The sequence below is a fragment of the Undibacterium sp. Jales W-56 genome, assembly GCF_025548535.1.
GTDB lineage: Bacteria > Pseudomonadota > Gammaproteobacteria > Burkholderiales > Burkholderiaceae_D > Undibacterium.
In genome coordinates, this window is record NZ_JAJLQW010000001.1 from 547,922 (window position 1) to 572,913 (window position 24,992).

Sequence of the window (24,992 nt, forward strand, 5' to 3'; positions counted from 1 at the left end):
TTAAATCCGCGTGAGCTTGGCGCGCATCTCGGAGCCGTCGCCCACGGCCCGGATTTCTCGCACCTGAAACGCCACACCTTCGATCTCGACGGTTTCGCGCGGGGCGAGGCCGTCGAAGATCGTTGCCGGATAAGACATCGTGGTGTCGGTGGTGACCGTGAGGTTGTCGAGCACCGTGTCATCGGGCGCTTGCAGGCCGATCATGTTGGTGCGCGGCGGGCTGCCGTCGGAGGGATGCCAGATGCACTCCTTCAGGAAGCCGACGCTGGCGGCCGCCTCGTAGATTTTCTCGACGAGGTTCATCACGCCATCTCCAGTTTCACCAGCAGCGCCGGGCGGTGGCACAGCGGCAGCGGGTTTGCCTGCGTGTGCAGATCGGTGCCCCGGTCGAACTTGCGCGGCTCCTGCTTGGCGTACAGCGGCAAGGCGACCGTGTTGGCCGTCTCGTTGAAATCCGCTGGCGCGTAATAGGTGGCAAATGTGTCCATCGTGCCGAGCGGAAAGGTGTAGCCCTCGCCCTTGCCGACGAAGCGGCGCACGCTGTTGCCTGTGCCGACCGCGCGACCGCGATGTTCCTCGAAGGTGATGCCTGCGAAAGCGAAGCCGCTGCGCATATCACTGCGCAGTGCCTGACCGTCCTGCCAGCGGTTGTAAGCCTCCAGCACTTGATCGTGGCCGGTGAGCGCGTCGTAAAAGTCCTCGCCGACGAACGACAGCAAGCCGCTCATCCGTTCGCCCTCGAGGTTGTCTTCAACGTAGCGGGTCACGTCCAGGCAAGCCTTCTTCACGTCGAAGTCCGGGTCGGACAGCGTGAAAGTGAACACTTTCTGCGTGATGCCGAATTCGTCGAACAGGTCGTAAATGGTCGAACCGTCCGCATCGAGAATCTGGCCCTTGAGCGCACCGAAGCGCAAGTGCTCGACGGTGATCGCGTGCTTGTTGCGCATCGTCTGCAGATGCTCGGCCATCACCCCGGCCACGGTCTGGATTTCGCTCTCGGAGCCGAAGGCGCGGATGCCCTGGACTTCTTCGGGCAGGATCACGTCGTCGTGCGGGATGTGCGGGATCGAGAACGAGCGCACCTTGCGCTTGCCGCGCACGCCGACGGTGCCGGGCGAGCCGACCGGCATTGTGGGCAGCAGCGTCAGCACGCCATTCTTTTCTTCGACCGTGATCGAACGGAAGCGCTGCGGCTTGGGCGGAAACAGGTTCATCCGTTCCAGCCGGTCGTAATTGTTTGGCAGCAGATTGATGGCGGTGGTGAGCGCCGTCATCGAGAAGGCGGGGTTTTCGAAGATGTTTTGCATGGTCAGACTCCTTGGCGAACGAGAACGCCCAGCGCCTTCAACTGGGCAATGGCGGCCTGTTGCTCGCCGGTGGTGATACCGACCGGCCATTGCAGGGCGTGGTCGGAAACGATGGCGTGACGCGCGACCATCAGGCCGTCATCGCGATCCGCCAGATGGGCGTCGCAGTTCTGCATCAGCACGCCAGCGGCGTACTGACTGCCATCGGTGGCGGACGGGTCGATCTGCTTGACCTTGCCCGAGGCGGTGACCATTCCGGCCACCGCGCCAAGCGGCAGGTTCTGACCGGCGACGACCGTCACGCGGTCGCGCGAATACAGGTTGGGTGCTTCGTACTTGAGCAGATCGCCCAAGTTCATCGGTTCAACAAAAACGGTAGGCATTTCAGAGCTCCTTCTTCAGTGATGCGGACTTGGCCGCGAGTTGTTTCGCGGCGTCGACCAGCGGGTTGCTGGTCGGGGTGATGGATGTGGCGGCATCGGGCGAGATGCGGCTCACGATCTCGGGCGAGTTGTCGGCCTGTGCTGCAAGCAACTGGCTGCGCACTTTGGCCGGGGAAACGCGCGCTTCGAGAAAGCCTGCGGTCAGGTCAGTGCGTCCTGCGAGCGAGCAGGTCTGTGCGATTTCGACTGCGTCCGCGATAGTCATGGTGGCGGGGGCGGTCGGTTGAGGATGAGTGCCAGCAGGATCAGCAGCAGGCCGATCAGTAGCAGCGGGGTCGGATAAATCATTCATGGGGTACTCCGTCTGGAGGTTGAGGAAAGAACCCGAAGCAGTGGCTTTCAACTTCGGGCGCGAGGAAATGGTTTCGGTGAGCTGCGTGAGTTGCAGGAGCGCGTCGTCGAAGGTGCCGACGGCGTCGGCCAGTCCTGCCGACACAGCGTCTTTGCCGAAAAACAGACCGGCTTCGGTGGCAACTACGGCGTTAGCCTTGAGTCCCCGATGCTTGGCCACGGTCTCGACGAACAGGCCGTAGACGCGATTCACCTCGCCCTTGAGGAAGGCGTGGGCTTCGTCGGAGATCGGCTCGTGCGGGTTGAGATCGTTCTTGCGGTCACCTGCGAAAACCGCCGTGTAGCGAACGCCGTCCTGCGCGTCCTTGACCGATTGGTCGACGTGCATCGCGATGACGCCAATGGAGCCAACACCACCTGTGCGTGACACAAAAATGCGTGAGGCACCGGACGCGAGCGCATAGGCGGCTGAGAACGCCATGTCGTTGGCCACCGCCCAAACCGGCTTTACGCTGGCGGCGGCGCGGATGCGGTCGGCGAGATCGAACACACCGCTCGACTCGCCACCCGGGCTGTCGATATCGAGCAGGATCGCGGCAGCGTTCGGGTTGGCCAGCGCCGCGTCCAACTGATCTGCGATAGCGGCGTAGCTGGACAACCCCGACTCGGCTTCAAGACCCACCGTGCGGCGAACCAACGTGCCGTGAATCGGGATTACGGCGATCTTCAAGTTAGCCGACGGTGCGGGGCGCTCTGGCGGCGCGTAGCCAGCAGGAGCAGCGAGGTCGATCACGCCGACACGCGGGCCGAGAACGGCCAGGATCACGTCAAGTTTTGGGCGATGGATCAGCAGCGGCGCACCGAACAGGCGCGCCGCTACGTGTGGCAGCAAGGTCATGGGAATCTCTCAGGCAGGAGGCGAAGCGGTGTCGCCCATGTGTTTGTTCGGCTCGGCGCTGCCGCCGTCTTTCGATGTACGGCGCGGGTCGGAGTCAAAAATAAGGCCGAGCGCATCAGCACGCGCGTTGTCGGCGGCAATCTCGCGATCCACGTCCTCTGCGTCGTAGCCGTTGGCCGAGATCGCTTCCGAGCGACTCATCACGCCAGCGCGCATGGCGGTCAGCATGGCCTTGAACTCTTTTTCGGGATCGACCCACTGCCAGCCCTGTGGAATCCACTTGACCTGTAGGTATTGGCGTCGGCGAGCCGCACCACCACGAGCGAAACCCGGCGCATCCAGGACGCCTGCAAGCACCGCTTGCTTCATCCACGCGGCCCACACCGGGCGGCACATTTGATGCACCAGCACCGAGTGCTGCACCATCTCGCAACGACGTCGAAACTCCAGCAGCCCGGCACGGATGGACGAATAATTCACGCCGGTCAGGTCGCCGGTCAGTTGCTCGTAGGTGATGCCAATGGCTGCTGCCACCGCGCGGAACTGGGTGCGCAAGAATTCGGCGTAAGAGCCACCCACGTCAGCCGGGTCGGAGAATTTGATGTCCTCGCCGGGTTCCAGAATCTGCATCGTTCCCGGCTCCAGCCCTGCCAGCGAAATGCCATCGCTGTCGGGTGCGCCTTCGCCCATCAGGTTGTCCTCTGGGCTCTGTCGGGTGATGAACCCGGCGAACATCGCAGCAGTTTTCTTGCGTACCAGTTCAGCGTCGTCGTATTGGTCGAGTTCGTTCAGCTTGACCAGTGCGCGCGACAGCCACGGCTCGCCACGAATTTGACCGGGGCGTAGAACACGGAACAGGTGGATGATTTCGCTGGCGTCGATGCGCACCGTGTCCATCCCACCCTGGCCCGACATCGGGGCCAGTCGCCCATCGTCGGGATGCGAGCGGTACAGGTGGTAGGCCACGCGTCGCCCAAGGTTGTTGAACTCGATGCCGGAGCGCACCACATTGCCGGAGGCCAGATCGGTGTTGAGGTTGATCGGCAGGTGCTCAGGCTCCAGCAGTTGGAGTTGCAGCGGTACGGCCAGCCCATCTTCCGGGCGGCGGGGACGTAACCGGATCAGGCACTCGCCGCCTTCGAGCATTGCCCGACACGCCAGCGCCTGCAGGCCGTAGAAATCGGTCTGGCCTGCTGCATCCGCTTCCTCTGTCCAGTCACGCCACAGCGCCTGCACGTCGGCCTTGAATCGCTCATCGGTGGCGAGACTCTGCGGCTTGATGCCGGTGCCGACCGCATTGGCCACGAAGGCTTCGATCCCGGCCTGCGCCCATGCATTGCGGCGCACGAGGTCGCGGCTTTTGCTGCGCATTTCGGTGTTGGTGGCCAGTAGCGCGGCTACAGCGCCGGGATTGCCGGGCATCCACGCCAATGAGCGTCGCCCGCGACCGGCGGCCTCGTGAACCGGAGGCTGGCCGAACAGGCTGCGAAGTTTTGAGTACCAGGCCATCAGAATCCCTTCGAGGTCGTGACCCGGATCTGGCGCGGCGCACCCGGCCACAGCCCGGTGGCAGCGGCTTGTTCAAAGATGCCGCGCTTCACTTCGCGGATCGCGGCCTTCAGTTCATCGACCGAGCGGTACTCGACGGTCTTGTCTTGGAAAGTGACGCGGCGTTCGCCTTTGGCGAGCGCGGTCTCCAATGCCTGGAGTTGGGCTTCTGTGTAGGCCATTAGCGAAATACCGTCAGGTTGAGTTCGGTGGTGTCCGAGAGCGTTCCGGACTGCGTGGCGCAAATGACCTCGACGTACTGGGTCGTCTTGGCTTCCGCATTCACGCGCGCGGCGGCGATCTTTAGCGCCGTCTGGTTGCCCGCGTTGCGGGCAAATGCAGTCCAGCAGTAGGCGGTGTCGGGCATCCGGATCGCAAACGTCACCCGGTACTTGCCGACAGCAATTCGCGCGACGCTCTGGACGTTGAAGGAGGCCCGGATCACCACTTGATTGCCGACATAGCCGAAGCACACCCATGCCTTGGCGACGCCGGGGTGTTGCGCGGTGATGCGGGTCTTGATCTCGCGGCCGATGGCCGTAGCGAGGTCGGCGATGTTCCGGGCCAGTGTCATGGTTAGACGCCGATCAGGGCGGTCTCGAAGATCGCGACGAAGTCGGTTTCGGGATCACCCACCGCATCGGCCGCCAGCGCGCCGATGTTCTGACGGGCTTGCATTTGTTCTTCGGCAGTCAGCGATTGCGGCGCATCGAAGCGGACACGAGCGTCCACGGCAGCGAGCAACGCGGCGATGCCGGTCTGGTCATTGAGGATGGCGTCCTGCAATTCCTTCAGGGTGTCGAAGGCGGCATCTGCACCGCCCAACAGGTCAGCCTTGAGGGCGTCCAGCAAGCCGGTGATCTTCGAGGCCGAGAACGTGGTCGAGGTCGCCGCCGCGTTGGCGTCGTCAATCAACGTGGTGCCAGCGACCGATTCGATCTGCGTGCGCAGTTCGTTGATCGCCGAGACGAGGTTGGTCTTGTCGGTGGTCGACAGATCGGCCAGCGTACCGATCTGGCCATAGATGGTCTTGAACTCTGCGGCGAGGCGCAGGACAAGCGATTCAATGCGAACTTGCAAACTCATGGGTGAAACTCCTTATAAAAAAAACGAAAAGAAAGCACAGTGGTGCTCACGAGGACAGCCAGCGGCTTTTGATCACGCGCCGACCGGATTTCTTGGCTCCAGAATCAGAAAGGCCACCGCGATCCGTGCTGGAATGGGTGGCCTCATTGGGAGCGAATGCTTGAATCGGGGGCGGCTCATCCGGTGGCCGTTCCATCCCGAGTTGTCGTTCCAGTTCGCGCCAGTGGCGCTCCTCGAAACGATCCAGGCCAGCAGCCGATGCGGCGGCCCTGGCGTACACGTAACAGTCGAGCGCTTCGTTACGCTCGCGCATCTTTTGCCACTCGCGGATAGCGAAGCCGTTCCGGTCGCGGCGTGTGATCAACTGCTCGGCACACAACTGCTGGATGAACTCCGCATCGATCTTCGGCAGATGGACGAAGCCGGTAGGGAACGAGGTGGTCACGCCATCCTCGGCCACGTCGGCTGCTTTACGCAGGTTGTTATAGAACTCCAGCTTGGCGATGCCGACCGTCACCGAAAACACCTTGATGCCCCGGCGCAGCTTCTTGCCGCCCTGCGACACATCGACCGCCGTCGGCGTGCCGATCAAGGCCGCGCCGCGCGGGACGCCTTTGACCGGCATCACGCGGGGATCGCGGCACGCGCGCACGAAGGTGTAGGCTTCCTGTGTGGCAAAGCCGGTGTCGAGCGCGAACCGCACCAAAGGCAATGCGGCACCAGACTCGTGCGTCCAGGTTTCGGCGATCAGTTCACCGAGCCGTTTCCACACCGCATCGCGGGCGGTGTCGCCCATCAGCACGCGGTGCTCGACCAGCCACGATTCCTTGCCTCGCCCGAAAGCCCAGATCGACGCTTCGATACGATCCTTCTGCACGTCGGCACCACCCACCAGCAGCAAGCCGCCGTTGGGCACCGCACCGATGCGGTAGTCCTCGCGGCGCTCGACCAGACGTTGCCAGTCGGGCGCTTCGCCTTCCTCGACCCACGTCTCGCCCAATTCGGTGTTCTTGAAAGTCTTGATGGCGGCTGCCGATCCCGATTCCTTGTTCACCGCGCTCTCCCACGCAGCGGCGATATCGCGCCAACTGCGCCAGCCCACCGGGCTGTACAGGGACGAGAGGTGAAAACCTGCCGTCTTGATTCCATTCTCTGGAACCATCGCCCGCCACTCGCCGTGCTCCAGCATCCACGTCTTGTGATGTTCGGCAATCGGCTCGTCGCACGACTCGCAAACGTAGGCTGCCGTTTCCGGTTCGCCTTTTTCCCAGCGTAAATGCTCAAAGCGCAGCCACTGCCGGTGCGCGCAATGCGGGCACGGCACGAAGTAGCGGCGCTGGTCGGATGCCACATATTCCCGTTCGATGGCGCTCGCCCCCGAGATCGTCGGGGTCGAGACGATGAAAATCTTCCTGCGCGCAAACGTCCGCGTCCGGGCTTCGGCCAGCGAAATCGCATCGCCTTCGCCCTCGACGTCAATCGGATAACCGTCGACCTCGTCGAGGAATAGGTAACGCACCGGCATCGAGCGCAAACCCACCGCGCTGTTCGCACCCGTCATCACCAGCACGCCGCCCCGGAACTCCTTGGCCAGGATGGTGTTGCCCGAGTCTCGCGAGCGCGCCGGGGCGATCAGTTCCATCAACGCCGCCGACTCCTCAATCAAAGGATCGATCCGCTGCTTGGAGTTGCGCTTGGCCATATCCACCGTCGGCCACACAGCCATCATTGGCCCGGGCGCGTGGTGAATCACGTAGCCGATCCAGTTCGATCCCATCTCGGTCGCGCCGAGCTGCGCCGCTTTCATGAATGCCACGCGCTCGACTGGTGATGTCGGCGACAGGCAATCCATGATCGCCTTCAGGTACGGCGTGCGGCTGGTGCGCCAGCGCCCCGGCTCGGCAGACGCCTTGCTCGACAGCATCCGGTGCCGATCCGACCATTCGGACACGGTCAGTAGCGGGTCGGGCGTCAGCCCTTCGCGCCATGCGCGTTCGATCTCGGCGGCGCCTTCGTACTGATCCACCGCAGTTGTGTTCAGCATCAGTCCACCCGTGGGCGCAGATCACCCAGTTCCTGCAGGTGCTCGCGCACGGCGGCTTCCAACGCGACGTGCATCGAGTGCGGATCGACGTCGAGCTTGGCTGCCATTTGCGCGGAGATGCGAGCTGGCCAGTTGAGCCAAGCATCGCGCTCGGATCGCGCCAGTTTGAATACGTGGGCGATGGCCTGCGGCCGATCCACCAGTTCGCCCTTCAATCGTGCCAGACGAACCTTGTTCGTCTGCGCCTTGACCACCTCGTTGACTGTCCGTGCCTGAAGCAGTGACGTGCCACCCGACGGCAGCGCGGCAGTCTGCTCCCCGGCGTTCTCTCGAACCGTAACGCTCTCCGCGCGCTGCTGTGTTCCCTTCTTCGGTGTGTCCGTATTGCGTGCCCACTCGAGGTCGGCACGGTCGGCATCGATGGTGCCGTCAGCCTCGGGCGTAACGCGACCGGCACGAATTGCCTTGTGTACGGCGGTGTCGGTGACCCCACGGTGACGGGCGTAAGCGCGTATCGAAATTCCCATCGGCCTCTTCAATCATTTGTTCAATATTTTTTGGAATCAGCTTGGCTTCCATCTGGAACAGCGCGTTCATACGTTCGTCATCAACAACGTCACAAGGACACAGACATGAGCCAGATCGACACCATCCTCACCCTGATCGCCCAGAAGCACCTCGGGATTGAAACCCTGGAAACACGCAAGTCAGACCGCCTCGACTTCCACGACACGGCGGTCTGGTGCGTCCGCGACGCCCTTGAAGCCGCATTCAAAGCGGGCGTCGAAGTCGGCGCGTCGATGCCGAAGGCCACGGAGTCGGAGATTGCCAACACCTGATCGGAAGTCATCGAAGCCAAGCAGAAAGCGCTTGGCTTCACAAACGAACAGCGCGTTCATCACATCACTATCAACCACCACGAAGGAGCAGCAAATGACCACCACCCAACTCACCGCCACCCAGCACGCCGTCCTGGCCCACGCTATTCACCACACCGACGGCAAGCTCGAATGGTTTCCCGATAACGTCAAAGGCGGGGCGCGCAAGAAAGTTCTCGACGGACTTTTCAATCGCGCGCTGATTACCCCCTCCGGCACTGACTGGTTCGTTGCCGCCGAGGGTTACGACGCCCTGGGCTGCGAACGTCCTGCGCCTGCGCCCCTGAACGCAGACCCCGAGATTGAGGCCGCCGTGACGGCCGCAGAGGCCACGTGGGCGCAAGAACGCGCCGAAGCCAAACCCCGCACGCGCGAGAACAGCAAGCAAGCCACCGTGATCCGGATGCTGCAACGCCCCGAGGGCGCAACGGTTCATCAAATCTGCGAGGCCACGGGCTGGCAAGCGCACACGGTGCGCGGCACGTTTGCCGGAGCCTTCAAGAAAAAACTCGGGCTCACCATCGTCTCGGACAAGCCGGAAGGCGGCGAGCGCGTGTACCGGATTGCATGATCGAGAAAGATTGAGAAATGAAGCCAACATCGCTTGGCTTCTCAATCGAATAGCGCGTTACTACAGGTGTCGCAACGATCAATTACAAGGAGCCAACGATGAACACCACCGACCAGATCCCCGCCACCCAGAACGAAGAATGGGGCTTTTGGGGCACGATGAACCAACACGCCACCGCAGCGTGGCCGATTGCCCTCCCTGCGATTGCAGAGGCCACCGGCACCGCTCGGGATGCTGTACGTGCCTTCCTCGACAGCCGCCACGGGCGTCACTTTGCAGACGACGTCCTCAACCAGATCTACGCGGGCCGCGTTTTGGTCGACGCGATCCATGCGGCAACAACGCAGTGGATGACTTGGAAGATCAATCGCCACACCGCCAAGGACTACGGCATCCCGCGCGGCTTGCCATACTTGACTGGCTTCGTGATTCACTGCGAGATCGTCGAGGAATCGCTCGCCGCCTGATCATCGAAGGCAGCGCCGTCCGACTGGCGGGTGGCCTGCTTGCCAGTCCATTCCTGCCAGCGGCGCACGATCACATCGACGTACTTGGGGTCGAGTTCGATCATGCGCGCCAGCCGCCCAGTCTTCTCGGCGGCGATCAGCGTGGTGCCGGAGCCACCGAAGGGGTCGAGCACCACGTTGCCGGGGCGGCTCGAATTTCGAATCGCACGCTCCACCAGTTCTACCGGCTTCATCGTCGGATGCAGATCGTTCTTGTGCGGCTTTTTGATCTGCCAGACGTCGCTCTGGTCTCGATCTCCGCACCAATGGCGCGTCGCACCCTCGGGCCATCCGTACAGGATCGGCTCGTATTGGCGCTGGTAGTCGGAGCGGCCCAGAGTGAACGTGTTCTTGGCCCAGATAACGAAGGTCGACCATTTGCCGCCTGCCTCGCGGAACGCGGACTGCAGCACATCCAGTTCGCTGGACGACATCGCCACGTAGATCCCGCCCCGGCAACTCGCGATGGTCGGCGTCAACGCCGCCAGCAGGAAATCGTAGAAGCCGTCGCCCAAGTTGTCGTTCAGGATCGCGCGGTCTTTTCCGCGCTGCCTGTCCTTGGCCGTGTTGGCGTAGTTCACGTTGTACGGCGGGTCGGTGAAGACCATGTCCACCAGTTCGTCTTGCAGCAGTTGCTTGTAGCTCCCGGCCTGCGTCGAGTCGCCGCACAGCAGACGGTGACCGCCGAGCAGCCAGATGTCGCCGGGTCGCGAGATCGGCGTCTCGGTGATTTCCGGCACAGCGTCGTCATCGGTCTGGCCCGCGCCGTCGGCGTCCTCGCCAGAGAGCAAGTCGGCCAGGTCATCGGCATCGAAACCCGTCAGCGCCAAATCGAAATCATCATCTTGCAGTGACACCAGTTCCACGCGCAGCATCGCTTCGTCCCAGCCTGCGTTCTCCGCGATGCGGTTGTCGGCGATCACCAGTGCGCGGCGCTGAGTCGCGGACAGATGGTCGAGCACGACTACTGGCACCACTTCCATTCCAAGCTTCTGAGCGGCGGCGAGCCGACCGTGACCGGCGACGATCACACCATCGCTCCCGGCCAAGATTGGGTTTGTAAAACCAAACTCGGCAATCGAGGCTGCGATCTGCGCGACTTGTTCCTCCGAGTGCGTCCGTGCATTGCGGGCGTAGGGCAGCAGCTTGGTCGTCGGCCATTGCTCGATCTTGTCGGCCAACCAAGAGGCGGTCATTGCACCACCTCGGTGTCTGCCAGTCGCTCGGCAGCAATGGCGTCGAAGGTCTGGCCGGTGGCCAGCAGCGTCACCGGCACGCCGGGAAAATTCTGCTGGAACCGCTTGACCGCCACATCCACGTACTCGGGTGCGATTTCGACGGCGCGGCAGTGACGGCCCGTGCGCTCTGCGGCCAGCATCGTCGTGCCCGATCCACCGAAGGGCTCGAACACGATGTCACCGATGTTGGAGTACGCATCGAGAATGAATTCCGGCAACGCCACCGGGAACACGGCCGGGTGATCAATGTCCTGTCCGATCTTGCCCTTGTGGCGCATCACCCGAATCACCGAGTCGGGAATCCGGTTGTCCTGCGTGGGCTGGCCCGCGTGCGTCCAGCCGCCGACCTCGCCATCCTTGCTGCGCATCGCGGTCGAGGAGCCGTCGGCGCGCAGATGCGATTCCTGACCGGCGTGTTTGCAAGGCACGATCTTATTGGGCTTGCGGCTTTGCCGGTTGAAATGAAAAACGAACTCGAAGCTGGGAGCCAGTCGTCCAGACCAGTCGCCGGGCATCCCCGGCCCTTGATCCCAGACGTACCACGCGAAACGCCGCCAGCATTGCGTGCGCATCCATCCGAGCCAGCCATCCCAATACGGGATGACTTCGTTGTCGCGGTGGATCAGCCCGAGGTTGACCAGGACTTGTGCGTCCTCGGCCACAGGCAGACGTGCGAACACGCCGCGCATCAGGCCATCCCAATCGGTGATGCCGCCACTGGCATAGTTGCGCTGGTTGCCGTAGGGCGGCGAAGTGAAGCAGAGCTTCGTTTGTGCGCCATCCATCAGCGCCGCGATCACTACCGGGTCGGCGGCGTCGCCGCAGATCAGCCGGTGCCGACCCAAGGCCCAGACATCGCCGGTGCGAGACACCGGCGTCGCCGGAGTGTCGGGCACATCGTCGGCGGCATCGGGCTCATTTTCGTCCTGCTCCTGCCCACTTTCATCGTCGGCAATCTCGTCAGCCAGCAAGGCTTCGATTTCGCCGTCCTCGAAGCCGGTCAGCGCGAGGTCGTATCCCGCCTCGGACAATTCGGTCAACTCCAGTGCCAGCAGTTCTTCGTTCCAGCCTGCGTCTAGTGCGAGGCGGTTGTCGGAGATGACGTAGGCGCGCTTCTGTGTCGGCGACAGGTGCGCCAGTTCAATCACCGGCACCTCAATCAGTCCCAGCTTGCGGGCGGCAGCCAAGCGACCGTGGCCCGCGATGATGCCGTTGTCGCCATCCACCAGCACAGGATTCGTCCAGCCATACTCGACGATACTGGCGGCGATCTTGGCCACCTGCTCGTCGGTGTGGGTGCGCGGATTCCGGGCATAAGGAATCAGCGCCTCGACCTTGCGGTACTCGACGTTGAGCATGTTCTGTTTGTGCTTCCCAAAAAAAGCAGCCCGGACGAGCAGGTGTTGAACCTCGTCGCGGGCCGCAAGCGGCATTGCAGGATTGAAATGAAAAACCCGCCGACGTTTAAGACCGTGGGCGGGTTCGTGATGTGTGGCCGATGGTGGCGGGGTGCAAACTGCAAACCCTGCAAACCTCGGTTTGCAGTCGGACGCTAGAGCAATGCCGCGCTCGCGCCCCCCGCATTGCGATTTGGCGAGGAAGGACCCCTTTTGCCTCGGGCCAACTCCGCTACTGACGCACCTTTCGCAACCATAGCCGTCACTGTAGGGTAAAACCGCCCGAGATGCGACACACCTGCCGTGTCCCAAAACCCGAAGCAACCCGAAGCGTTCCGCATTAGCCAGAAGCCTTTGTCAATATTGCTCAATATTGTTCATGCCATCACGGGCCATGACACCGTTGAGCCGGTCAGTCACAGTCTGCAATGCGCGCTGCCAGTGACGTTGTGCCGTCTTGGTGCAGCAAGCAAAGCGGATGGAGATGTCTCTCCAGCCATACCGCTTGGCACGCATCCATACGAGGTGACGCTGCTCGACGTCAAGCCATTGCACCCAACGCATCGTCTCCAGCATCCGGTCGATGTCAACCGGGCTTGGTGGGAAGGGCCGGTACACAGTCTCTCCAGCCGAGAACGCTTCCCACTCCTTGCGCACGAAGGCAGGCCACGTATTGAAGTAGCCCTGCACACGTACCGGAGGCAGGCGTCGTCCGGTGTCAGCAGCATCCGAGAAGCGTGCAGCCACGTCATCAATCGTCCACTCAGCCATGACATGTCCCTCCTGCACCGTACAGCCGTTCACCGATGCGTCGCACGATCTCGCGCTCGATGAAGTCCAAGCGTTCGTCAGACTCGTTGACCACCAGGATGTGTTGGTCGCGCCAGCCGTTGCGCTTCATTGCTTCCAGATCCGTGAGCTGTGGTTGCAGCCGTCCAAGGGCGCATTGGTATTGGGATGCCGGTACCTTCATGACAGCACCTCCATCTGTCCCGTCTCGATGACCCAGTACAACAGAGCAAGGGCATCGGCTTCGTTGTCGTCGGCAACTGTTAGGCCTCGCTTCATGGTTGCTGCAATCATCTCGGCTTTGCTGGCATTGCCTTTGCCGGTCGCGTGCTTCTTGATCGTGCCGACCGGTACGCCCTGGTAGGGAATCTGGTGGTGCTCGCACCATGCGGTGAGCGTGGCCAGATAACCACCGTAAGCATGGGCCGCATCGACTCCGACATGGCGACGTACTTCTTCGAAGAACACCGCATCGACCTTGTCGAGCCCGGCCTTGATCTCACTGAGCCAACGTCGGAACTTGAGAAACCGCATCCCACCACCTTCAAATCGTCCACCAGAGCGTTGGGCGTGGAAGGCCGCGCTGCCATGCCGGATCAGCCCATCCTCTTGCAGCGTGGCCCAGCCAGTCGTGGTGCCCAAGTCGATGGCGATGATGGAAAAGCGCTGGCCTGACGCAGCCGACTCATTACGTCGTAACTCCTCTACGTGTGTGTGCGTATGCGCGCGTGAGCGGTAAACGTCTTGATGGGTCAGCTGCGTCAGTTGGCCTTGAATTTCTTGTTTTTGAATCATGATGTCGTCCTCAATCGTTGATGTATGGATAGGAGGTTTGCGGGGCGCTTGCGGGTTCTTTCAGGCCAATGCCAACAAAGCCTCGAATACCGATGGCGTTGCGCCACTTCTCAAAGCGGCGCGACAGCAACAAGTCGGAAAACCGCCTGTTCGAGCCCACGTATTCGCCTACCGAATCGGCCCATGCCTTCCAGTCATTGAACAATTCGATGGTCAGTGCCTTGGCATTCGAGTGCAGCACGCAACGCTCGGCAATCCAGCGCCCGAGCGCGTCCTCGGCTTCGAAATACTCGTCGGTGGCTTCCACCACCGATTGCGGTGGTCGTAGTCCAGTGCGCTGCCATTCGAGACATCCGGCCACTGCCCACGCCAGAATCCCGTCACGCTCGGCCAGCAGCTTCTCGGTGAGGTGCTTGTCGCGCTTCTCGGCGGGGATCGTTACCGTGAACGGGATCAGGTGCAGCCTGCGACGCATCGCTTCGTCGATGTTGCGAATAGCGGGCTTGTGGTTGCCCGCGATCACCAGCTTGAATTGCGGCGAAAACTGGAAGAAGTCTTGCCGCATGAAGCGCGCTGAGATCGGGTCGCCCCCGGTCATCGACTTCACCTTCGATTCCGCCCAGCGCCGTCCTTGCTCGGTTTCCACTGAGCACACCATGCGCGCACCACGTAGCCCGGCCATGTCGGTCGGATGCCGGTCGGAGCGCGATTCCATGAACGTGTCCATCGGCGCACTGGTGGCGTACTCGCCGAGAATGCTGGCGATGGTGTTGATGAACACCGATTTGCCGTTCCCGCCAGTGCCATAGATGAAGAACAGCGCGTGCTCCCGCGTCGACCCGGTCAGCGCGTAGCCCACCATGCGCGCGAGATAACTCTGCAGCGGCTCGTCGCCATTGGTGGCTGAAGCCAGAAAGGTCAGCCAGACCGGGCATTCGCCCTTGGGTGTCGCCGTGGTGATCTTGGTCGAACGATCCGTGCGCTCGTGTGGCGTGAGCAGTCCGGTGTGCAGATTGAGTGCGCCGCCGGGCGTGTTGAGCAGCCATGGGTCGGCGTCCCATTCTTCGCTGGTGGCCGCGTGTCTGCGGTCGGTGCGCGCCAGCCTCTCGACGCCGCCCACGGTGCTGCTGGATGCCAGTTTGGTGGCGGTGCGATGGCTGTCCACCGACAGTGCCGCATCGCGGCAGACGTTGCGGATCAGGTGCTGCGCCTTGAGGGTTTCTTCGTGCTGCCAGCGCTGGCCCGTCCATACCAACCATCGCCCCCACGCGCAGACGTAGCGCCAGTCCTCGGCGAATTTGCGGGTGAAGGCCAGCGCCAACGCGTCTTCCGTCGCCCAGACACTGCGCTCTCCATCCGTTCCGTCACCCGAACTCGCGCCAGAAGACGGTACGGTGGGTTGCATCACGTAGCGCTCGCCACGCTCGATAAAGGCGACGACATCGAAGCCTTCGGCCAGCGCGTCGGCGGCATCCCAGCCAGCAGGCTTGTCGTCCGGAGGCAGCAGCACGGCGCAACTGGATGCGCCAGCCGCCAACACTGCTTCTGCCGCACGCAGCCCGTACTCCCATCCGGGTTTGTCCTTGTCCGGCCAGACCAGCACTGCCTTGCCTGCGACCGGGCTCCAGTCGGTTTTGTCAACGGGTGCGTTGGCACCGTGCATGGCCGTGGTGGCGGTGATGCTGGCATCGATCAGCGCCTGCGCGCATTTCTCGCCTTCGACCAGGATCACCAGATCGGCGGGCAGCAGGCCGGGCTGGTTGTAAAGCGGACGCGGATCGGGCGGCGTCATCTTGCGGCGCTTGGCGTCCCACGGCCGGAACTCCTTGCGCTGCACGCCATCCTCATCCACCGGGTCATAGCGGTAGACGCACGCAATCAAATGACTGTCGGCGTCAAAGTAGTCCCACTTGGCCGTGGCCGGGCCGAGATCATCCGTGGCAGCGTCCTTTTTGCGCTTGCTTGCGGTGCGACCTGTCACCGGCATCGGACGCCCGAGCAGGCTGCGCGCCAGCTCGAGTACCCGCGCAAAGTCGATGTGAACGTCGCATCCCAGATTGGCAGCAAGCAGGTCGAAGATGTCGCCGCCGTTCCCGGTTGCCCGGTCAATCCAGAGCCCGGCGCGCTCGCCGATGATCTCGATCTCCAGGCTGCGTCCGGGACTGCCCAGCACGTCGCCGACGACCAGCTTGCCTTTGACGCGCTTGGCAGCAGGCAGCAGCAGTAGCAAGACGGACTCGATCTGCGACAGCAGAGCCGCCCGAATCTCGTCACGCTCATTGCTGGTGGCTACATCACGCGTGGGCGGAGCAGGATTGAAATCCAGCATGCTTCCTCCCATTCGTTGTTCTTGTGGTGGCGCTGAGCGCTTGTGGCTCGTGCGGCAGGTAGTGGGTCTTGCGCGCCACTTCCCGCAGAAACACCGGATTCAAATCGACCAAGGCTGCCCACGCCTCCAGATCGCGGCCTTCCAGAAATGATCGGCCTGAACGCAACTCGTCCTTGTTGCCGCATCGAGAGTCGACCATCGCCTGACAGATCACAGCCACGATCAGCCGTTTCTCCGGAGTCGGCCCGGTGGCATGGCGCAACAGCAGACGCTCGATGGCGCGAATGCCGACCAAGGGGCGCGGTAGATCTGCCTTGGCGTGTTCCCGTACTTGGATGGAGGTCATCATTGCGTCCTCCAGCAGCGATCTTGGTATGCGCACATCCGGCACTCGAAGTGCGTGGATTCGGCGTAGCCGCGTGGCAGGAGTTCTTCTGCCTCGGTAGCCCGAACGATGCGCACGGCACGATCCGACATTCGCTGCGCGAGCAGTCCATCAAACGGCACGAGTTCGAGCCACAATTCCTGCGTGTCCTTGTTGATCGCGGTGAAAAGCGCCGGGTTGTCGGCCAAGCCAGGGCAGGTTTCGTGCAGGTAGGCTTGATAGACAGCCAACTGCGCGGCGTATACCGGCTTGGCCAGCGCGACGCCTTTCTTCGCGCACTCACGCCAGCTCTTGTCGTTCATGGTTTTGCATTCCCACAGCATCGGGCAGGACAGCCCGAGTTCGACCGGAACGGCGGTCACGATGCCATCGACATGGCCAGCGATGCGTCCGTCGGCAACCGCGAAGCCGAATTGCTCGCCGGAGGCGTCGCGGGTCTGCAATTCAAAGCCAGCAATTTGCAGCCAGCGGATCGCCAGCATTTCCAGCGAATGACCTACCTCGAATATGCGCAACACACGACCGGGAAAATCGCGCCCCGGGTCGGCGGGGGCACCGGCGTACTCGAACTGCAAGGCGCGCTCGCACGCAATCCCGAGCCTGGATGCGCCAAGGTAGGTTCGGGATGGCTGGCTTTGCCGCTCTTGCGTCAGGGCGGCATCCACCAGTGCAGCGATGCGCTCATGCATCTTGGGTCGGTGATTGAAGTCGAGCATCACGCCTCCCAAGGAATGTCGTCGGCCATATCGGCGAACGGATCGGCACAGGGCTTGGGCAGGTCTTGCCCGGCCAGCCGTACCGACGGATAGCGCATGTTCTCGTGGGCGAGCGTCATGGAATCGACGTAGCACGTCACGATGGCATCGATCACGCGCAGGGCTTCCTGCTCGGAGTAGTGACCGAGTGGCTTGTCGAAGCCGATTTCGCCAGCCGCATCGCCGAAGGGGCGAAGGCAACGGCGCATGGCTTGCTGTTCGAGCGGAGAGACATCAATCATGAGTGCCTCCCGCGTCAACGTGTCGGACAGCGATGGATCGGATTTGCCCCACGCGCCATACAGCGCGTGAAACGCATCCTGACAGCGACGGGAGCAAAACACCCAGTCGATGGGATAGCGGTGCGGTTCGCCTACTTTGAAACGGTTGTCCGTGTGGCCGTAACCGCGCGCCTGTCGATGGCATACCCAGCATTTCACACCCCCTCCTTATTGCGCCCATGAGGGCTTGCTGATCGGGGCGCGTGCGCTAGCCGCCGGCGTGGATGGGGACACGGGAGCCGGAGCTGCCGTGCCAGTCGATGGCGTACCGCTCATCAGTCGGGCGTAGTCCTTGTGATCGGGCTCGATGGCCTGCCGGATCGTGTTGCGGTCGTCGCCACGACTGTCTTTTTCGATGTCGATGCGCCCGATGAATACCAGCCCGTCGAGTTCACCGAAGTGCTGGATGCGGCGTGCGGTCTGTGCGTGCGCGCTGTTGTCCTGTGGGCTCACGCCACGGGCAGAGTTGAGCGCTGCACGCAGAAATGCCCGGCCCATGTTTGCCCACTCGTCGCTCTTGGAGGAGTGGAGCCCGACCAGCGACCACATCTTGCGTTTGGCAAACTGGCCATCGAGCACGACAAACTCGGCATTCAAAAAAACGCTGCCGGTCTGTTCTGATTCGGTTGCCCAGCCTCCAGTCCAGCCGCGTGACGCATCGTCGTAGCCGCCCGGTTTGATGGTCATGCGCACCTTCACCAGCGTGCCTTTCGGGACGAGGTCGAATCCTGCTTGTTGTCCGGCATCGTTAAAGTCGTTCCATTGGGTCATATCGATCTCCTGATTCATTTCTTGGTTGTGGGGGTGGCTGCGGTGCTGGCGACTGCAGCAGGCGGCGAACGGCCAGCGGCGCACTTGGCGATCAGCTTGGCCAGGTTCGGTTCCTCGACCTCGTCCAGACGGCCTGAGCGATCCTTCGCCGGATAGCCCCACGGGTTGTCGGTGTGGGTGACGAAGGCGCGGAACGGTTTGGCCCTTTCCACTGTTTTGCCTGCTTCAACCGGAACGCCATCGGCGGGCGCTTCGAGCTGCAGGAAGGCCAGCGTCACCACTTCATCGATGACACCCGGCAGCTCCGAGGCGGTTTTGCTGCCTTCCAACTGCAGGGCGTAATAGCGCTTGTTGAACTCGTCGACTTTCTCGTCGAGGATCGCCACGAACACGACGTGCTTGTCGCGCACATGCTGCAAGTGGGTGAGCGCAGCGATCATCTCGGAGCCCAGCAGACCGTAGGCACCGCGTGTATCCGGTTTGCCGGTGCGATCCGAAAACGCCTGCGGCTGCGTCTTGGCCCATGCGAGACACAGACGTGAGAGCACCGTGATGCTGTCGACGAAGTAGTAGCGATACTTGGCCAGTTGCGCCGGATCGCCGTAACGCTGGCAGACCGCATCGAAATGCGCCTGCGAAAATGGCTGATCGGCGGTGGCTGCTGGATTAGGCCCGGCGAGGAAGACCACGAGATCGCGGAATTCCGGCCACGAGCGCGGCCGGATGGTATCGCCGCGCCAGTCCTGCACTGCGATGTCACCCGCTTCCAGATCCACGAACATCGTTTCCTGTTCGGGCAGCGTTTTGAGCTGGCTGGTCTTGCCCACACCCGGAAAGCCGAGCAGGACGATCTTGGCGCACCGTGGTTCGCGCATACGCTCGTCGGCGCTGATGATGGGGAGAGCCATTACGCCACCTCCTTGAGCAAGTCAGCCACGTCAGCACGCCAGAGAATCTGGTAGCCACTGTGACCATTGCGGCTGTATGGGTGGGCTTCGCCGTAGGCGCAGCCAGCCTCACTGAGTTGCCACTCGTCGCGGTCGTTGCGGAATTGCAGCCCTTGATCGCGCAACCGGGCATTCACCGCCCGCGCCGACCAGCCCAGGAGTTCACCCAACTGCGTCGGATTGAGTGCAGAGATCGGCTCGTTGGCAGCGGGCAGCGCCTTGCGCAGCGCATCCAGCGTGATACCGGTGTTGTCGGAGATCGCGGTCAGTGTCGCCGCCATCGCGATGCCACTGCGCACGCCCGGCACCTTGGCTACCGCTTCACCGATCAGCAGCAACGCGCTCACCTTGTCCTGTGTCGGAGCAGGCAGCGCCGCCACTGCATTGGCCGACACGTAAGAGCCGGTTTTGCGAATCGACGGCAGCACTTCCGTGGTCACCCACCGTTTGAAGCGTTTGGCCTCCGGCTTGGTGGAGCCGAGGATCAGCGCATACAAGCCGGACTCGTTGATGTGGTTCTGCCGCTGGCGACCACCGGGAGTAAGGGCGTCCAGTTTTTGGACATCCTCGGCATCGACGTGAGAGTCGATTGCTTGGCGCGCATTGCCAAAGCCCAGCACCGTGCAGACATCCTTGGCGCTGAACCAGGGTGCGCCGGTCTCATCGGCCACCACACGGACAGACTGCGATTCAAATTCAAAAATTGTTGGAATCATGGTCGGCTCCTCATTCCTTGGTATCGATGGAGGCAAGCCGGTAGCTGGCTTTGCCGGGACGGACGGTGCGGGCGGGCTCGAATTGCTCGCGCAGCGCTTTTGGCCATGCGGCGTACTTGGACTCAGGCACCTTGAGCGTCACGTCCATGTACTGCGCCGGGTCATCGCCTGCGGCGGTGATCTTTGTGGCCAGCGCGGTGAGCTGGGCCTGATCCCAATCGATGATCTTTCGCTGGTCGCAGACGACGGTTTCGTTCTGGTCGCTGGGGTCGAATACACGGACGATGCCGAAGTCACGTCCTTCGGTCAGACGCGCTTGGCGCGCGGCCTCGGCGTAGCGCAACTCATTGACCTGCTCGACAAACTCACGAACGGTCTTGGCCAGTTGCTGCAATTGCTCGCACTGTTCGACGAGGGGCTTGTAGGCGTCCAGCGGCGCAGACGCGTAGTCCGCTGGGGTTTGATTGAGGACGTGCCGGAGAGCGACGATATTCATGCCGCCACCCCGCGTACCTTCGATGCCGTCGACGCCGCAGCTACTTCACTGCGGCTGTTCGGACTGTCATACAGACACTCGCGCTCGAATTGCTCGATGTCCTCCAGGCGGTAGCGGACGGCACCGCCGATTTTCAAGAAACGGGGGCCGACGCCGTCAGACCGGTACCGTTCAATCGTGGCTTCCGACTTATTCCAGCGGTCTGCGAGTTCGCGCTGGGTCAGATGCCGTGTTTTCAGCTGTTCGCTGTGCATTTGCATCTCCTTCGATGATGGGTTGTCACCGGTTGCAGGCACTTGAATCAGCACTGCTAACCGATACGTCATCGTCTCGAAGGGGATGCCACAGATCGTTCCTCAGAATCCTCGGATGCGTTCCTCAAATCCAATCAGTGCGGCCTGAATGCAAAAAACCCGGCCTGATTGAGAATCAGAGCCGGGCCATTGCGGAAAAACGCTGCGGATACTGGGGCGTTAGTGCAGCCAGTCGCGGTCTTCGTCGGGAATGATCAATGCGTAGCGCTCGTCGCCACGTTGGTAACGAATGAATGTCTGGTACACGAGCGCATTGCGCTCGAACACTTTGCTGGGCGAGAAGCGTTGCGCTTGTGATCCGCAAGCACTCTTGAGCGCGTCGTTGTCCATTTCGTGGTCGAGGTCGTCGAACAGCGCGACCAAGATGGTTTTCTGACGGGGCTCCAGTGGGTACTCGCCCCCCGCGATGAACGCCTTGCCGTCCGTCCTGACATAACGCAGCGTGGTGCCCGGCGCGGCCTCGGCCAAGACCTGTGGCCCAGGCGCGGCCTGCCGATCCGGGAAGAACTCGAACGTGCTCTGACCGACACGCCCGACCGTGAACAGGGAGCGCACATCGAACTCCGTCATCGCCGACCCTGCGGGTAGCGGCAATTCGCTGCTGGTCAACACCACGCAGGACTGGGTAGTTCTTTCGAGGGCGATCTGCTCGCGCAGGCGAACAGCGATATCCGGGCGGTACAACTGGCGCGCGAAATACCATGTGATGGCCTTGCCGCGTGTGGCCTCGGTTGTACCAAGCCGCCAGATCAGATCGGGTTCGATCTGCTTCGAACTGTTGGCAGCGAAGCTGAGACCATTCAGCAAGCTGGCGATGAATTTCTGCAACGCTACCTTGTGGGTTTCGCGTAAGCGCCGTGACGCCGAGACATCGCCGCACTCTGGGCAATGCAGAGCGATCAGATCTGGCGTGAGATCGCGCACCACGCGTGCGGTTTCGATACCGCATTCTGGACAGGTCACCCAATCCTGCGGCTTCCCGAGCACCAGCACACGTTCACGCAGCAGGTGCGTTGCGGCGACGGCGTTATCGCCACCACAAAGCGCCTGTCCGTTGATTTCCGGCTTCGACTGCTCCAGCAACCGGCAGAACAGGCTGGTCGCCTGGACTTGGCTGTCACTCATGCAGCTTGCAACTCCATCTCCGGCGCTTGTTCTTCAGCCTCAATCACATTCAGCGCGGTCAATACTGCGTTGGCGATGGGCTGATTGTGTTCGGACAGGTTCTTGATCGTGGACGAGCCGGACGAGTACAGATCAAAGCTGAAGTGGGGGGATTTGCCGTCTTCGGTGGCAGTCGTGTAGACGATGACGCTGGCACCGTCCATGTTGTACTCGGCCTCGAACGAATGCTCGACCTTCAGCGACCCGAGGGCAAGCTGGATCGCATCGTCGTGATCTTTTTCGGGTGATGCTTCGACCTGGAAGCTAATGCCGGTACGTCCGACTGGACAGAAGCGCGCTCGGCGCAAGCGTACTTTATCGACGCCGTAGGTCGACCAATCATCGAATGGTTCCATCATTCCATCACGCATCGCATTCAAGTTGAAGCGCTTTTTCTCGATGGCTTCAGGTGTGATTTCCTGCTTAACGACATGCTTGCCGAACAGTTCCAGCACAGCTGTATGGTTCTTTGCGCCGCCCTTGACGATAGTCTCGACGATGCCGGTTGCGGGGTGATAGACGATGGCGGTTTCCAGCGCGATGCGAGTGGTGATCCGGGTGAAATTGTTCTGTGCGAAATGCGCCAGGGCGGTCACTGGCCCTTCGACATAGATGGTCAGTTGCACGCTCTCGTCGGCAGTGCGGTCGCTGATTTCGACATGAACACCATCGCCACCGCCGACCTTTTTGTACAAATTGGCCACGTCGTGGCAAAACGTCTCCAACTGGGCGCGGTCACGCGTGGGATCGAGCCCCGGCTGGATGCGGTGTTTTTTCCAATACTTGCCGTTTGCCTTGGCTTGAAAAGCGATGTGCAATTCGGCATCGCGGAATGCCTTGTCGCGGTTCGTCAGCATCCACAGTGCGGTCTCGCGTTCATCTCGCGATGCGAATGCCGTCGTGACTTCGGGGTCGTTGGCACAAATGCTGCGGAACTCGGCAATCGCCTGTCCATGCCCCAGGAGGTGGGCGCGGCGCAAATCGTCGTACCAGTGCAGTAGGTCTTTCTCAAGGCTCTCTCGTTCCGTGACGTCGAGAGCAGGATCGCGCGACGATGCAGTCATGGCATCAACGGCGTCCGAGATTGCTTCTGGCAAAGACTCAGGAGGTTGTGTCCAATCAATCGTTAGCCGTTGCCCTAAGACATGGGGCTCAGTGAACTCTCGAAGCGTCGGCATCGAGATATGCCGCAAGAAATGCCGCGCGTTGAAAACCTTCATTGTTGTTTCCCCTTTCTCCATGCCCTTCAAGAAACCATACGCGATACCGCGAATATGTATTTCGCCCTGCCTCGGAGTTCTATGCCGACGACAAAGGCAACGACACCATCATCTGGCGCTCTCGTTATGGGATGATCCCCATTCGAATCTTGGTTTTGATGCTCGATAGCCAGTCCTCCCGGTACTGCAACGCGAGCGCGTCCAGATTGGTGCGACCCACCCCGGCCCTGCGAGCAAGATCCTCCAGCGATACCGTGCAGTCGAGCCATCCGAGGCCGTGCGCTGCCACCAATGCCGCCTTGTCGGCGGTGGTGACGACGATGATCGTGGATGGCAGCAGTTTGTTGGCAAGCAGCCAGGCCAGTAGGTGTTGTTCGCCGTCGTCGAGCGTGCGGCATGAGTGATGAGCGAGCACCAGCGATGCAAGCTCCTTGCGTGTCACTGGATGACGTCCGGAAAGACCTGCGTTTAGATCTGCCGGAGGAACTGATACATGGCGGGGATCACCGGGGTTGCCCGTCAGCGTTTCTTCGACGCACTTTTCGACGGTTTCGATGGCGAAGTGGCTGCTGATCGCTGTCCAGCAGTTGGTGCGGAATGCCTCGAGGATGACATTGGTGTCAGCGAAGACTCGGGTTTTTGCGGCACTTGCGGCGTTCGTTTTCTGCATACGGTACGCACCTCACAGCTCGAACGGTGCTGCAAGGTCGTACTGAGCAAAAAGCTCGGTCAAACCGCCCAATCCCAAACCCATGGCTTTGGCGGCTTTGCGCGCCGACAACCGCCCGTTTTCTACCGCCTCGTGCAGCATCCGCACAAAGGTAGTTGAAAATCTTTTGGGTGGGCCAGATACGGATATCCGTTGTTTCTCTTGTTTGAGTCGCTGGCAGGTATCGCTGCTGATGCGCTGCAAATTGAACAAGCGCCAAGCGAGCGCCACGGGCGAAACGCGCAGCAGCGCGGCGACTTCGCAGAGATGTGCGATGTCGTCTTGCCGATCATGGTCGATCAGTTTGTCGAGAGACGCACGCGGCATCAGCAGCGCGGCCGCAAAATTGTCGGCCAGTTGCTCGATGCGCTTCTTCTTGTTGCGCTCTTCGACGGAGTTGGATTCGCGGTGGTCGGGCTTCATCACATCCCAGGTCAGCGCGTGGAAAAGCTCGTGCGCCAGATCGTAGAAACGACGCGCCTCGGTTTCGTTGCGGTTGATGAGGATGACGCCCATTTCTTCGAGGTGGCAGGTCGCACCAGAGATGGATTTTCCGTCTTCAGCTTCCACGGTGTCGACGAACAACACCGGGATGTCGAGCTCGCGCTCGATCTTGTCGATCAAGGACTCTGCCGGAATGACGCCAAGATCGAGTTCGGCTGCCAAGCTTTCTGCGCGCTCCTGGGCGTCTTCGAACGAGGATTGCGCAGACAAACGCAAAGCACGCTTGAGCACGCTCGTCTGACTGTTCTGTTGCTCACGCAACCAGCGCAGCAGGCCGATCCATAGACCAGCTTTCAGCTCGAAACCGTCGAGGCTGTCCTCGGGCACTTCCGGGGCGGCACGCCACGAGAACTGCGCCTCGCCAGCCACAGCGAACGGGTCGATGAAATATTCGATGTCCCGATCCAGTAGATCGGACAGTTCCAGAAGTTCTTCCGGTTTCAGTGCGCGCTTGCCGTTCTCGATGTCTGAGACCGACTGCCGATCGTTCAAGCCGAGACCCTGCGTGAGCTGATCCTGCGTCCAGCCCTTCGCATCGCGCGCCGCTTTGACGCGGTAGCCGATTAGCTTTTGTGAAATTTTTTCGAGCATGGCGTCACCTCCTAAAGTG

The 24,992-nt window shown here is 61.7% G+C and carries 31 protein-coding genes; 3 read left to right on the top strand and 28 right to left on the bottom strand.

Annotated features, from left to right (window positions below; all coding sequences use genetic code 11):
* From LPB67_RS02420 to LPB67_RS02465, 10 genes are read right to left on the bottom strand one after another with little or no spacing between them, the layout of a single operon-like run.
* Complete coding sequence (locus LPB67_RS02420; RefSeq protein ID WP_262835471.1) at positions 1-303, bottom strand: hypothetical protein; 303 nt, start codon at positions 301-303, stop codon at positions 1-3.
* Positions 303-1,307, bottom strand: coding sequence for a major capsid protein (locus LPB67_RS02425; protein WP_262835472.1), 1,005 nt, complete (start codon positions 1,305-1,307; stop codon positions 303-305). The genes LPB67_RS02420 and LPB67_RS02425 overlap by 1 nt, the downstream gene beginning before the upstream one ends.
* Before the next feature lie 2 nt (positions 1,308-1,309).
* Positions 1,310-1,690, bottom strand: a complete 381-nt coding sequence (locus LPB67_RS02430) for a head decoration protein (RefSeq protein ID WP_262835473.1) — start codon at positions 1,688-1,690, stop codon at positions 1,310-1,312.
* A 1-nt stretch (position 1,691) separates the two neighbouring features.
* Entirely contained in the window at positions 1,692-2,939 is a 1,248-nt protein-coding gene (locus LPB67_RS02435; RefSeq protein ID WP_262835474.1) for a S49 family peptidase, read from the bottom strand.
* A gap of 9 nt (positions 2,940-2,948) precedes the next feature.
* Positions 2,949-4,448 (bottom strand): phage portal protein, encoded by a 1,500-nt coding sequence (locus tag LPB67_RS02440; protein ID WP_262835475.1) that lies wholly within the window; start codon positions 4,446-4,448, stop codon positions 2,949-2,951.
* Positions 4,448-4,669 (bottom strand): phage head-tail joining protein, encoded by a 222-nt coding sequence (locus tag LPB67_RS02445; protein ID WP_262835476.1) that lies wholly within the window; start codon positions 4,667-4,669, stop codon positions 4,448-4,450. Before LPB67_RS02445 ends, LPB67_RS02440 begins: the two co-directional genes overlap by 1 nt.
* Entirely contained in the window at positions 4,669-5,061 is a 393-nt protein-coding gene (locus LPB67_RS02450) for a hypothetical protein (RefSeq protein ID WP_262835477.1), read from the bottom strand. The genes LPB67_RS02445 and LPB67_RS02450 overlap by 1 nt, the downstream gene beginning before the upstream one ends.
* A gap of 2 nt (positions 5,062-5,063) precedes the next feature.
* Positions 5,064-5,573 carry a hypothetical protein gene (locus LPB67_RS02455; RefSeq protein WP_262835478.1) on the bottom strand — a complete coding sequence of 170 codons (510 nt, stop codon included), beginning with the start codon at positions 5,571-5,573 and terminating at the stop codon, positions 5,064-5,066.
* A 46-nt stretch (positions 5,574-5,619) separates the two neighbouring features.
* Positions 5,620-7,617 (bottom strand): phage terminase large subunit family protein, encoded by a 1,998-nt coding sequence (locus LPB67_RS02460; RefSeq protein WP_262835479.1) that lies wholly within the window; start codon positions 7,615-7,617, stop codon positions 5,620-5,622.
* Positions 7,617-8,144, bottom strand: a complete 528-nt coding sequence (locus tag LPB67_RS02465; protein WP_262835480.1) for an elements of external origin — start codon at positions 8,142-8,144, stop codon at positions 7,617-7,619. Before LPB67_RS02465 ends, LPB67_RS02460 begins: the two co-directional genes overlap by 1 nt.
* 105 nt (positions 8,145-8,249) lie before the next feature.
* On the opposite strand from LPB67_RS02465, the gene LPB67_RS02470 reads away from it, so the two are divergent.
* From LPB67_RS02470 to LPB67_RS02480, 3 genes are all read left to right on the top strand, one after another.
* Positions 8,250-8,456 (top strand): DUF6900 domain-containing protein, encoded by a 207-nt coding sequence (locus tag LPB67_RS02470; protein ID WP_262835481.1) that lies wholly within the window; start codon positions 8,250-8,252, stop codon positions 8,454-8,456.
* A gap of 94 nt (positions 8,457-8,550) precedes the next feature.
* On the top strand, positions 8,551-9,066 hold the full coding sequence (locus tag LPB67_RS02475) for a DUF3489 domain-containing protein (protein ID WP_262835482.1): 516 nt from the start codon (positions 8,551-8,553) through the stop codon (positions 9,064-9,066).
* Between the two features lie 98 nt (positions 9,067-9,164).
* Positions 9,165-9,533, top strand: a complete 369-nt coding sequence (locus LPB67_RS02480; protein ID WP_262835483.1) for a hypothetical protein — start codon at positions 9,165-9,167, stop codon at positions 9,531-9,533.
* Here the strand turns inward: LPB67_RS02480 and LPB67_RS02485 are convergent.
* From LPB67_RS02485 to LPB67_RS02570, 18 genes are all read right to left on the bottom strand, one after another.
* Positions 9,497-10,768: a site-specific DNA-methyltransferase gene (locus tag LPB67_RS02485; protein ID WP_262835484.1), complete on the bottom strand. Its 1,272-nt coding sequence runs from the start codon at positions 10,766-10,768 to the stop codon at positions 9,497-9,499. The two genes, LPB67_RS02480 and LPB67_RS02485, sit on opposite strands and share 37 nt — an antisense overlap.
* Complete coding sequence (locus LPB67_RS02490) at positions 10,765-12,168, bottom strand: site-specific DNA-methyltransferase (protein ID WP_262836142.1); 1,404 nt, start codon at positions 12,166-12,168, stop codon at positions 10,765-10,767. The genes LPB67_RS02485 and LPB67_RS02490 overlap by 4 nt, the downstream gene beginning before the upstream one ends.
* A gap of 396 nt (positions 12,169-12,564) precedes the next feature.
* The gene (locus LPB67_RS02495) at positions 12,565-12,978 is read right to left on the bottom strand and encodes a DUF6362 family protein (protein ID WP_262835485.1); all 414 of its coding nucleotides are present in this window, start codon (positions 12,976-12,978) and stop codon (positions 12,565-12,567) included.
* The gene (locus LPB67_RS02500; protein WP_262835486.1) at positions 12,971-13,180 is read right to left on the bottom strand and encodes a hypothetical protein; all 210 of its coding nucleotides are present in this window, start codon (positions 13,178-13,180) and stop codon (positions 12,971-12,973) included. The genes LPB67_RS02495 and LPB67_RS02500 overlap by 8 nt, the downstream gene beginning before the upstream one ends.
* Positions 13,177-13,653 carry a crossover junction endodeoxyribonuclease RuvC gene (locus LPB67_RS02505; RefSeq protein WP_262836143.1) on the bottom strand — a complete coding sequence of 159 codons (477 nt, stop codon included), beginning with the start codon at positions 13,651-13,653 and terminating at the stop codon, positions 13,177-13,179. Before LPB67_RS02505 ends, LPB67_RS02500 begins: the two co-directional genes overlap by 4 nt.
* Positions 13,654-13,801: 148 nt before the next feature.
* Positions 13,802-16,120, bottom strand: a complete 2,319-nt coding sequence (locus LPB67_RS02510) for a phage/plasmid primase, P4 family (RefSeq protein WP_262835487.1) — start codon at positions 16,118-16,120, stop codon at positions 13,802-13,804.
* Entirely contained in the window at positions 16,086-16,469 is a 384-nt protein-coding gene (locus LPB67_RS02515) for a hypothetical protein (protein WP_262835488.1), read from the bottom strand. The genes LPB67_RS02510 and LPB67_RS02515 overlap by 35 nt, the downstream gene beginning before the upstream one ends.
* Positions 16,466-17,221 carry a hypothetical protein gene (locus LPB67_RS02520; protein WP_262835489.1) on the bottom strand — a complete coding sequence of 252 codons (756 nt, stop codon included), beginning with the start codon at positions 17,219-17,221 and terminating at the stop codon, positions 16,466-16,468. Before LPB67_RS02520 ends, LPB67_RS02515 begins: the two co-directional genes overlap by 4 nt.
* Positions 17,221-17,700, bottom strand: coding sequence for a DUF6511 domain-containing protein (locus tag LPB67_RS02525; protein WP_262835490.1), 480 nt, complete (start codon positions 17,698-17,700; stop codon positions 17,221-17,223). The genes LPB67_RS02520 and LPB67_RS02525 overlap by 1 nt, the downstream gene beginning before the upstream one ends.
* Positions 17,701-17,709: 9 nt before the next feature.
* Positions 17,710-18,312: a hypothetical protein gene (locus tag LPB67_RS02530; protein ID WP_262835491.1), complete on the bottom strand. Its 603-nt coding sequence runs from the start codon at positions 18,310-18,312 to the stop codon at positions 17,710-17,712.
* Positions 18,313-18,326: 14 nt separating this feature from the next.
* On the bottom strand, positions 18,327-19,220 hold the full coding sequence (locus LPB67_RS02535; RefSeq protein ID WP_262835492.1) for an ATP-binding protein: 894 nt from the start codon (positions 19,218-19,220) through the stop codon (positions 18,327-18,329).
* The gene (locus LPB67_RS02540) at positions 19,220-19,975 is read right to left on the bottom strand and encodes a Bro-N domain-containing protein (protein WP_262835493.1); all 756 of its coding nucleotides are present in this window, start codon (positions 19,973-19,975) and stop codon (positions 19,220-19,222) included. The genes LPB67_RS02535 and LPB67_RS02540 overlap by 1 nt, the downstream gene beginning before the upstream one ends.
* A gap of 10 nt (positions 19,976-19,985) precedes the next feature.
* Positions 19,986-20,471: a hypothetical protein gene (locus LPB67_RS02545; RefSeq protein WP_262835494.1), complete on the bottom strand. Its 486-nt coding sequence runs from the start codon at positions 20,469-20,471 to the stop codon at positions 19,986-19,988.
* Positions 20,468-20,797, bottom strand: coding sequence for a helix-turn-helix transcriptional regulator (locus LPB67_RS02550; RefSeq protein ID WP_262835495.1), 330 nt, complete (start codon positions 20,795-20,797; stop codon positions 20,468-20,470). Before LPB67_RS02550 ends, LPB67_RS02545 begins: the two co-directional genes overlap by 4 nt.
* Positions 20,798-20,944: 147 nt before the next feature.
* Positions 20,945-21,910 (bottom strand): hypothetical protein, encoded by a 966-nt coding sequence (locus tag LPB67_RS02555; RefSeq protein WP_262835496.1) that lies wholly within the window; start codon positions 21,908-21,910, stop codon positions 20,945-20,947.
* The gene (locus LPB67_RS02560; RefSeq protein ID WP_262835497.1) at positions 21,907-23,013 is read right to left on the bottom strand and encodes a glycine hydroxymethyltransferase; all 1,107 of its coding nucleotides are present in this window, start codon (positions 23,011-23,013) and stop codon (positions 21,907-21,909) included. Before LPB67_RS02560 ends, LPB67_RS02555 begins: the two co-directional genes overlap by 4 nt.
* A gap of 280 nt (positions 23,014-23,293) precedes the next feature.
* Positions 23,294-23,839 (bottom strand): hypothetical protein, encoded by a 546-nt coding sequence (locus LPB67_RS02565; protein ID WP_262835498.1) that lies wholly within the window; start codon positions 23,837-23,839, stop codon positions 23,294-23,296.
* Positions 23,840-23,851: 12 nt separating this feature from the next.
* Positions 23,852-24,973 (bottom strand): XRE family transcriptional regulator, encoded by a 1,122-nt coding sequence (locus tag LPB67_RS02570; protein ID WP_262835500.1) that lies wholly within the window; start codon positions 24,971-24,973, stop codon positions 23,852-23,854.
* Between the last annotated feature and the right edge of the window lie 19 nt (positions 24,974-24,992).

Coding starts and splice junctions, on each gene's coding strand:
- LPB67_RS02420 (WP_262835471.1), bottom strand. CDS start 303: ATGAACCTCGTCGAGAAAATCTACGAGGCGGCCGCCAGCGTCGGCTTC.
- LPB67_RS02425 (WP_262835472.1), bottom strand. CDS start 1,307: ATGCAAAACATCTTCGAAAACCCCGCCTTCTCGATGACGGCGCTCACC.
- LPB67_RS02430 (WP_262835473.1), bottom strand. CDS start 1,690: ATGCCTACCGTTTTTGTTGAACCGATGAACTTGGGCGATCTGCTCAAG.
- LPB67_RS02435 (WP_262835474.1), bottom strand. CDS start 2,939: ATGACCTTGCTGCCACACGTAGCGGCGCGCCTGTTCGGTGCGCCGCTG.
- LPB67_RS02440 (WP_262835475.1), bottom strand. CDS start 4,448: ATGGCCTGGTACTCAAAACTTCGCAGCCTGTTCGGCCAGCCTCCGGTT.
- LPB67_RS02445 (WP_262835476.1), bottom strand. CDS start 4,669: ATGGCCTACACAGAAGCCCAACTCCAGGCATTGGAGACCGCGCTCGCC.
- LPB67_RS02450 (WP_262835477.1), bottom strand. CDS start 5,061: ATGACACTGGCCCGGAACATCGCCGACCTCGCTACGGCCATCGGCCGC.
- LPB67_RS02455 (WP_262835478.1), bottom strand. CDS start 5,573: ATGAGTTTGCAAGTTCGCATTGAATCGCTTGTCCTGCGCCTCGCCGCA.
- LPB67_RS02460 (WP_262835479.1), bottom strand. CDS start 7,617: ATGCTGAACACAACTGCGGTGGATCAGTACGAAGGCGCCGCCGAGATC.
- LPB67_RS02465 (WP_262835480.1), bottom strand. CDS start 8,144: ATGGGAATTTCGATACGCGCTTACGCCCGTCACCGTGGGGTCACCGAC.
- LPB67_RS02470 (WP_262835481.1), top strand. CDS start 8,250: ATGAGCCAGATCGACACCATCCTCACCCTGATCGCCCAGAAGCACCTC.
- LPB67_RS02475 (WP_262835482.1), top strand. CDS start 8,551: ATGACCACCACCCAACTCACCGCCACCCAGCACGCCGTCCTGGCCCAC.
- LPB67_RS02480 (WP_262835483.1), top strand. CDS start 9,165: ATGAACACCACCGACCAGATCCCCGCCACCCAGAACGAAGAATGGGGC.
- LPB67_RS02485 (WP_262835484.1), bottom strand. CDS start 10,768: ATGACCGCCTCTTGGTTGGCCGACAAGATCGAGCAATGGCCGACGACC.
- LPB67_RS02490 (WP_262836142.1), bottom strand. CDS start 12,168: ATGCTCAACGTCGAGTACCGCAAGGTCGAGGCGCTGATTCCTTATGCC.
- LPB67_RS02495 (WP_262835485.1), bottom strand. CDS start 12,978: ATGGCTGAGTGGACGATTGATGACGTGGCTGCACGCTTCTCGGATGCT.
- LPB67_RS02500 (WP_262835486.1), bottom strand. CDS start 13,180: ATGAAGGTACCGGCATCCCAATACCAATGCGCCCTTGGACGGCTGCAA.
- LPB67_RS02510 (WP_262835487.1), bottom strand. CDS start 16,120: ATGCTGGATTTCAATCCTGCTCCGCCCACGCGTGATGTAGCCACCAGC.
- LPB67_RS02515 (WP_262835488.1), bottom strand. CDS start 16,469: ATGATGACCTCCATCCAAGTACGGGAACACGCCAAGGCAGATCTACCG.
- LPB67_RS02520 (WP_262835489.1), bottom strand. CDS start 17,221: ATGCTCGACTTCAATCACCGACCCAAGATGCATGAGCGCATCGCTGCA.
- LPB67_RS02530 (WP_262835491.1), bottom strand. CDS start 18,312: ATGACCCAATGGAACGACTTTAACGATGCCGGACAACAAGCAGGATTC.
- LPB67_RS02535 (WP_262835492.1), bottom strand. CDS start 19,220: ATGGCTCTCCCCATCATCAGCGCCGACGAGCGTATGCGCGAACCACGG.
- LPB67_RS02540 (WP_262835493.1), bottom strand. CDS start 19,975: ATGATTCCAACAATTTTTGAATTTGAATCGCAGTCTGTCCGTGTGGTG.
- LPB67_RS02545 (WP_262835494.1), bottom strand. CDS start 20,471: ATGAATATCGTCGCTCTCCGGCACGTCCTCAATCAAACCCCAGCGGAC.
- LPB67_RS02550 (WP_262835495.1), bottom strand. CDS start 20,797: ATGACGTATCGGTTAGCAGTGCTGATTCAAGTGCCTGCAACCGGTGAC.
- LPB67_RS02555 (WP_262835496.1), bottom strand. CDS start 21,910: ATGAGTGACAGCCAAGTCCAGGCGACCAGCCTGTTCTGCCGGTTGCTG.
- LPB67_RS02560 (WP_262835497.1), bottom strand. CDS start 23,013: ATGACTGCATCGTCGCGCGATCCTGCTCTCGACGTCACGGAACGAGAG.
- LPB67_RS02565 (WP_262835498.1), bottom strand. CDS start 23,839: ATGCAGAAAACGAACGCCGCAAGTGCCGCAAAAACCCGAGTCTTCGCT.
- LPB67_RS02570 (WP_262835500.1), bottom strand. CDS start 24,973: ATGCTCGAAAAAATTTCACAAAAGCTAATCGGCTACCGCGTCAAAGCG.